The sequence below is a fragment of the Shewanella sp. S1-58-MNA-CIBAN-0166 genome, assembly GCF_040310085.1.
In the GTDB taxonomy this organism is placed as follows: domain Bacteria; phylum Pseudomonadota; class Gammaproteobacteria; order Enterobacterales; family Shewanellaceae; genus Shewanella.
On record NZ_JBEOPN010000047.1, the window covers coordinates 21,013 to 27,297 of the forward strand.

Below are 6,285 nucleotides of genomic sequence, written 5' to 3' on the forward strand. Positions count from 1 at the left end.
AATCAACTATTTAATTGATTATTCTCTATTAACAAGAATGGTTTAACGTGGTGCAGCGAAAAATAAAAGGATTGGCTAAATGGCCACGACAACAGCTAAAAGAAAGCCAAAAGCAAAGAAAAAAACTAAACACCAACCTAAGGTTTTTACTTACCAATGGAAAGGCGTTAATCGTGATGGCCAACGTACTTCAGGTGAGCTAAAGGGCTCTACTATTGCTGAGATTCGCAGTGTCTTAAAATCTCAGGGCGTAACGCCTAAAGCTGTGCGCAAAGCATCTGCTCCTTTGTGGAAAATAGAAAAAAGCATTACTGCAATGGACATTGCAATGATTACCCGCCAAATAGCAACAATGCTTGCTGCAGGCGTACCACTAGTTACTACTATAGAGCTACTTGGCCGCGGACACGAAAAGGTTAAAGTGCGCGAATTGCTTGGCACTATATTATCTGATGTTCAGTCAGGAATTCCGCTGTCCGATGCACTAAGGCCACACAGGCAGTATTTTGATGATTTATACGTCGACTTAGTCGCTGCTGGCGAGCACTCTGGCTCCCTCGATGCCGTATTCGACCGTGTAGCAACATATCGAGAAAAAGCCGAGCAACTAAAATCTAAAATCAAGAAAGCCATGCTCTATCCTATAGCCGTTGTTTTTGTAGCCATAGCGGTAACGAGCTTATTACTATTATTTGTTGTTCCCCAATTTGAAGAAATCTTTAACGGCTTTGGTGCTGAGTTACCCGCTTTTACCCAAATAATTATTGATATATCTAGATGGCTACAAAGCTCATGGTACTATTTTGCAATTTTTATTGTTGTTGGTATTTGGTTATTTCGAAGAACACATAGAACTTCACAAGCATTCCGAGACAGTGTAGATGTTTCGGTACTCAAAATTCCTGTGGTAGGTAATATTCTTCACAAAGCAGCGATGGCTCGTTTTGCCCGAACGTTATCAACCACCTTTGCTGCTGGTGTACCATTAATTGACGGTCTAGAATCTGCTGCAGGTGCATCTGGTAATTATGTATACCGCAAAGCATTACTAAAAGTTCGCCAAGAAGTGATGGCTGGCATGCAAATGAATGTCGCCATGCGCACCACTGGCTTGTTTCCTGATATGGTAATTCAAATGGTGATGATTGGTGAAGAATCTGGTGGCTTGGACGACATGCTTAATAAAGTTGCAGATATCTATGAGATGCAAGTTGACGATGCTGTTGATGGCTTATCAAGCTTGATAGAACCGATTATGATGGTGGTAATTGGTACTTTAGTCGGTAGCTTAATCGTCGGAATGTATTTACCTATTTTCCAAATGGGCAATATAATAAACTAGATATCTTACTAAACCATTAAATACAAGAATAAAAATGACTGAATCCATCTCTACTTTTGTTGCCACAATGAGCCAATACCCTTGGGTCTTTGTTGCAATTAGCTTTATTTTTGCTGCTACTATTGGCAGCTTTCTCAACGTAGTGATCCACCGTTTACCAGTGATGATGAAACGTGAATGGCAAAGCGAATGTAACTTTTACCTCAATGAATATCATCCTGACATTGTCAAACAAGTAGGCAGTGAGCGTTTACAGAAAGCCATCGATCCCTTTCCTAAAAAGTACAATCTGGTAGTGCCAGGTTCTGCATGCCCTAAATGCAAAGCCAATATAAAGCCTTGGCATAATCTGCCAATATTAGGTTGGCTGATGCTTAAGGGTAAATGTGCCGATTGCAAAACCAGCATTTCAAGCCGCTATCCCATTATTGAACTGTTAACCGGTGTATTAATTGCCGCATTAGCCTGGCATTTTGGCCCTACATGGCAATTTGTGTATGCCAGTATTCTAACGTTTGTGTTAGTGGCGTTAACAGGCATCGATTTGGATGAAATGCTGTTACCAGACCAACTCACGTTACCAATCCTGTGGTTAGGATTAATCATTAACCTTAAAGGCATTTATACTAGTCCGGAAGACGCGATTATCGGCGCTGCTGCAGGGTATTTAAGTTTATGGTCGGTATTCTGGTTATTTAAATTAGTCACTGGCAAAGAAGGCATGGGATACGGTGACTTTAAACTATTAGCCGTTTTCGGTGCTTGGTTAGGCTGGCAAATGTTACCACTAATTATCCTACTGTCTTCACTGGTAGGCGCGGTAGTGGGCATTACCATGATTATGGCTAAACAGCTCAACAAAGGTAACCCTATCCCCTTTGGTCCTTATATTGCTGCTGCAGGCTGGATAGCGTTAGTATGGGGACATGACATTCTTAATTGGTATCTTAGTACGTTATGAGATTAAACAAGTATGTTGTAGGGTTAACAGGCGGCATAGCCAGTGGTAAAACCACCGTGGCTAACTTATTTGCTGAATATGGCATAGACTTAGTGGATGCCGATGTTATCGCCCGAGAGGTGGTATCAATTGACTCTGATGGACTCAAAGCAATAGCGCAACATTTTGGTCAGTCACTATTATTAACCGACGGTAGCCTCGATAGAGCAGCTTTGCGAGCACAAGTATTCGATAATCCGCAACAACGTCTATGGCTTAATAATTTACTCCATCCAATGATCCGCCAAAAGATGCTCAACCAAGTGCAAGCATCGGTTTCTGCATATGTAATAATGGTAGTACCCTTGCTATTTGAGAATCATTTAGATAGTTTAGTTAATACTACTTTGGTTGTAGATATAGCACCAGAGTTACAGATTTCAAGGACGATGCAACGTGATGGTGTCAGTAAACAACAGGTAGAGCATATTCTGGCGAGTCAAATGACTCGAGAGCAACGACTTGCTAAAGCTGATAACATTATTGATAATCAAGGAGAATATGAGCTGTTGCGCAGTCAAGTACTTCGTCTGCATCAACAATACTTACAACAGGCAGCCGATTTAGAAACTAACGTCAATGACTGATTTAATTTATGAACAACCATTAAATGAAAAAATACGCAGTTATTTACGTATAGAAAACCTTGCCCTCCAGTTGCAACAGCATGCCGAACAAGATAACCAACATCAATGTTTTAGCCCTTTATTTGCTCTCGCCGAACTAACTGAACGTTGTGATTATCGCACCGATATTTTAAAAGATATTGAAAAACAGATTCAGATAATTTCTCATTGGCGTGCCCACTCAAATGTAGATAACGCTCAAGTGGATCAACTCACCCAAAGACTCATCTCTCTAAAATTACCGCTGCAAGCTCAAGAAAGAATTGGCTGTAGCCTTAAACAAGACAAATTTATCTCTGCATTACGACAGCGCTTCAACATGACTGGCGCATACTGTAATTTCGACTTTCCACAGCTGCACTTTTGGCTTGGCAAAGACTGGCAACATCGACAGCAAGATATCAAAAGTTGGCTTATTCAATACCAGCCTCTACTCGCCCCGATCACATTACTTCTGGAACTGATTCGAACGACAGCAGATTTTGGTTTATGCCAAGCTCCAGTGGGTTTCTACCAAGGTAACTCCGTTCAACCTCTGTCATTAATTCGAGTACAAATAAATTCCAATCAAAACTGCTACCCTACCGTCAGCGGCAATCGAAATCGTTATGCCATCCATTTTGTCGATTTCGATTTACATCGTCATACCTGTGAAACTGTTGAATTCTCACTAGCAACCTGCACTTAAACACTTTAACATCACTGGTAATATAAATAACCAAGAATGATTATGCCTTTAACAGTAGTAAACTGCCCAATTTGCAGAACCAAAGTTGAATGGAAAGACGAATCCCTATTTAAACCTTTTTGCAGCGAACGCTGTAAATTGATCGATCTTGGCGACTGGGCCAGCGAGAAGCATGCCATTCCGGTTAAGCACGATGTAGACCTAGATCTGTTGGATGATGCTGGTTTTGATGAAGGTGACTTCTTTAAACAATAAGTTCAAATTATAAAGGGGCAAACATGCAAAAAAGAATTCATGTCGCTGTCGGTGTCATCATTAATCAAGATAGGCACATTTTACTGGCTAAGAGGCTAGGACACCTTCATCAAGGTGGAAAGTGGGAATTCCCAGGTGGTAAGGTGGAAAATAATGAAACGGTTACGGAAGCGTTAATAAGAGAGCTTAAAGAAGAAGTTAATCTTGATGTAGCTAATTCAACTCCCTTCATGGACATCAGTCATGATTATCCAGATAAACACGTCAGACTTGATATTCATTTAATTACTGAATTTTCAAACCAAGCGAAAGGTATGGAGCAGCAACAAATTGAATGGGTGCCGATACATAGTATTGCAGAATACGACTTCCCAGAAGCCAATCAGCCTATTGTAGAAAAAATATTAGCTGAACTCTAAAATTGTCCCTCCCTATTTAAATACCGATCTGAAAAAATAAGTCCATTGCTAATAAAGTAATGGCCTTAAAACTGATATTGTCCTGCCTTGAAAAAATTCACAAATACTCCTTCTCTATCAATATTCATTGGAGCATTACATAGCGCCGTAATTAACCGTTGCTTAGTCATTTTAAAACGTTAAGTCGATAAAAACGTGGTCATAGTTATAACGACTATATGACTATGTCAATAGCCGAAATGGCAGCCTTGATGTGGTCAACTAAATCTGTACACCAACAGGAGTTGCGTCTTTACGCTGCCATTTCGGCAGCTGTTGGCGTCATATAATTGTTATAACTATGACCCCGTTTTATATTGTAGTGCTTTAGTATGTAATTCAATGCATCCTGCTTCGCTTCATCAAAATTGTTGTAACCATACTTCGGCATCCATTCTGTTTTAAAACTTCTAAAAAAGCGTTCCATTACCGCGTTATCCCAGCAGTTTCCTCGTCGACTCGTACTCTGCGTTATTTGATACTTCCACAACATTTGTCGATATTGAAGACTACTGTAATGGCAACCTTGGTCAGAATGAAACATCAGGTTTTGGGGCCGTCCACGACTTTCAAATGCCATTCTTAATGCTGCACAAGTCAAATCAGTATTCGGGCTGTCAGAGCAAGCCCAACCCACCACTTTTCTCGCATACAAATCCATTACCACGGCTAAATAGAGCCATTTGGTTCCTGACCAAACATAGGTCACGTCACCACACCAAACCTGATTTATTGCTTCAACGTTAAACTGCCGCTTTAACAAATTAGGGGCTATTTTAGATTCATCATTGGCTATCTTGTAACGATGCTTTCTGGGTTGGTTACTGATTAGCCCTGCATCTCTCATTAAACTCGCGGCCTTATAACGGCCAACATTTTCACCCAGTTGATTAAGCTGGCCTGCTATCGTTCTCGCGCCAGCAGAGCCTCGGCTATCACGGTGGATAGCAATTGCTTGCTGGCGCAATTTCTCACGTTCAGGCTTCACTAATCCACGATGTTTGAGATGATAATGGTAGCTATTACGCGGTATTTCAAACAAATGACAAAGCTGTTTGACGATGTTCTGCTCTCTCGATAACAATTCAATTAATGCTATCGTTTGATGTTGTCTTGCATTAAGAGAGCGGTAGCCTTTTTTAAGATATCTTTCTCCCATTCAATTTTCTTAATTTGCGCTTCAAGCTCTTGAATTCGTTTTTGTTCGGGAGTGATAGCATTAGCTGATGGAGTAATACCTTCAAATTCTTGTCTTAGCTGAGTTACCCAACGTCTAATCGCTGTCGGGCCTACGCCGGTTGCTTCACAAGCTTCTCGGATGGTGTAACCTTGTTTAATCACAAGGTTAGCGGTATCTATTCTAAATTCTGTTGAGTAAGTTGGTTGAGTCTTCATTACTGTTTACACCGTTTTATCTTAAGGGGATTTTACCTCAATCGGTGTACAGTTTCATTAAGCCACAATACCTAAACACGTGCCCCTGTTTGGAGTGCAAATTTAATTGACCAGATCAATATCGTCTGCACTATGATGGATGCTATCAACCACCGTACTCTCAAATTTTGGACACAAAAAAGCCCGCTATTTCATAGCGGGCTGTTTCGCGACTCTTTCGAGTCAATTAGGCGCCTGGAAATGACCTACTCTCGCATGGGGAGACCCCAAACTACCATCGGCGATACTGTGTTTCACTTCTGAGTTCGGAATGGGATCAGGTGGTGCCACAACTCTATGGTTTCCAGACAAATTTTGTTTATCTAACGCACTATTCTTGATGCATTAAATAATAATTCGGAAAGCTGATTGCTTTTTGAGTCTCTCGCACTGCTTAAGCGCTTTATTCTAATACTAAGTCGTATCAGTAAAACCCATCTGGGTTGTATGGTTAAGCCTCACGGGTCATTAGTACAAGTTAG

The 6,285-nt window shown here is 40.9% G+C and carries 7 protein-coding genes and 1 rRNA gene; 6 read left to right on the top strand and 2 right to left on the bottom strand.

The genetic code is table 11. The features are described from left to right. The first annotated feature begins 79 nt into the window (after positions 1 to 79). From AAEY99_RS20055 to mutT, 6 genes are read left to right on the top strand one after another with little or no spacing between them, the layout of a single operon-like run. Positions 80 to 1,342, top strand: a complete 1,263-nt coding sequence (locus AAEY99_RS20055; protein ID WP_351011737.1) for a type II secretion system F family protein — start codon at positions 80 to 82, stop codon at positions 1,340 to 1,342. Positions 1,343 to 1,376: 34 nt separating this feature from the next. Further along, entirely contained in the window at positions 1,377 to 2,303 is a 927-nt protein-coding gene (locus tag AAEY99_RS20060; protein ID WP_351011739.1) for a prepilin peptidase, read from the top strand. Further along, on the top strand, positions 2,300 to 2,929 hold the full coding sequence (gene coaE / locus AAEY99_RS20065) for a dephospho-CoA kinase (protein WP_351011741.1): 630 nt from the start codon (positions 2,300 to 2,302) through the stop codon (positions 2,927 to 2,929). The genes AAEY99_RS20060 and coaE overlap by 4 nt, the downstream gene beginning before the upstream one ends. Beyond that, positions 2,922 to 3,656, top strand: coding sequence for a cell division protein ZapD (gene zapD, locus AAEY99_RS20070; protein WP_351011743.1), 735 nt, complete (start codon positions 2,922 to 2,924; stop codon positions 3,654 to 3,656). Before coaE ends, zapD begins: the two co-directional genes overlap by 8 nt. Before the next feature lie 42 nt (positions 3,657 to 3,698). Then, a complete protein-coding gene (yacG, locus tag AAEY99_RS20075; protein ID WP_182773742.1) occupies positions 3,699 to 3,911 on the top strand; it encodes a DNA gyrase inhibitor YacG in 213 nt (70 codons plus the stop codon). A 23-nt stretch (positions 3,912 to 3,934) separates the two neighbouring features. Next, positions 3,935 to 4,330: an 8-oxo-dGTP diphosphatase MutT gene (gene mutT, locus AAEY99_RS20080; protein ID WP_101087731.1), complete on the top strand. Its 396-nt coding sequence runs from the start codon at positions 3,935 to 3,937 to the stop codon at positions 4,328 to 4,330. Positions 4,331 to 4,622: 292 nt separating this feature from the next. Here mutT and AAEY99_RS20085 read toward each other — a convergent pair. Both AAEY99_RS20085 and rrf read right to left on the bottom strand, forming a co-directional pair. Then, a protein-coding gene (locus tag AAEY99_RS20085) for an IS3 family transposase (RefSeq protein WP_351011745.1) occupies positions 4,623 to 5,764 on the bottom strand; the annotation gives its coding sequence in 2 pieces (ribosomal slippage) (positions 4,623 to 5,518 and positions 5,518 to 5,764; 1,143 coding nt in all). Positions 5,765 to 5,996: 232 nt separating this feature from the next. Further along, a 5S ribosomal RNA gene (gene rrf / locus AAEY99_RS20090) occupies positions 5,997 to 6,112 on the bottom strand. Positions 6,113 to 6,285: the final 173 nt, after the last annotated feature.

Coding starts and splice junctions, on each gene's coding strand:
- AAEY99_RS20055 (WP_351011737.1), top strand. CDS start 80: ATGGCCACGACAACAGCTAAAAGAAAGCCAAAAGCAAAGAAAAAAACT.
- AAEY99_RS20060 (WP_351011739.1), top strand. CDS start 1,377: ATGACTGAATCCATCTCTACTTTTGTTGCCACAATGAGCCAATACCCT.
- coaE (WP_351011741.1), top strand. CDS start 2,300: ATGAGATTAAACAAGTATGTTGTAGGGTTAACAGGCGGCATAGCCAGT.
- zapD (WP_351011743.1), top strand. CDS start 2,922: ATGACTGATTTAATTTATGAACAACCATTAAATGAAAAAATACGCAGT.
- yacG (WP_182773742.1), top strand. CDS start 3,699: ATGCCTTTAACAGTAGTAAACTGCCCAATTTGCAGAACCAAAGTTGAA.
- mutT (WP_101087731.1), top strand. CDS start 3,935: ATGCAAAAAAGAATTCATGTCGCTGTCGGTGTCATCATTAATCAAGAT.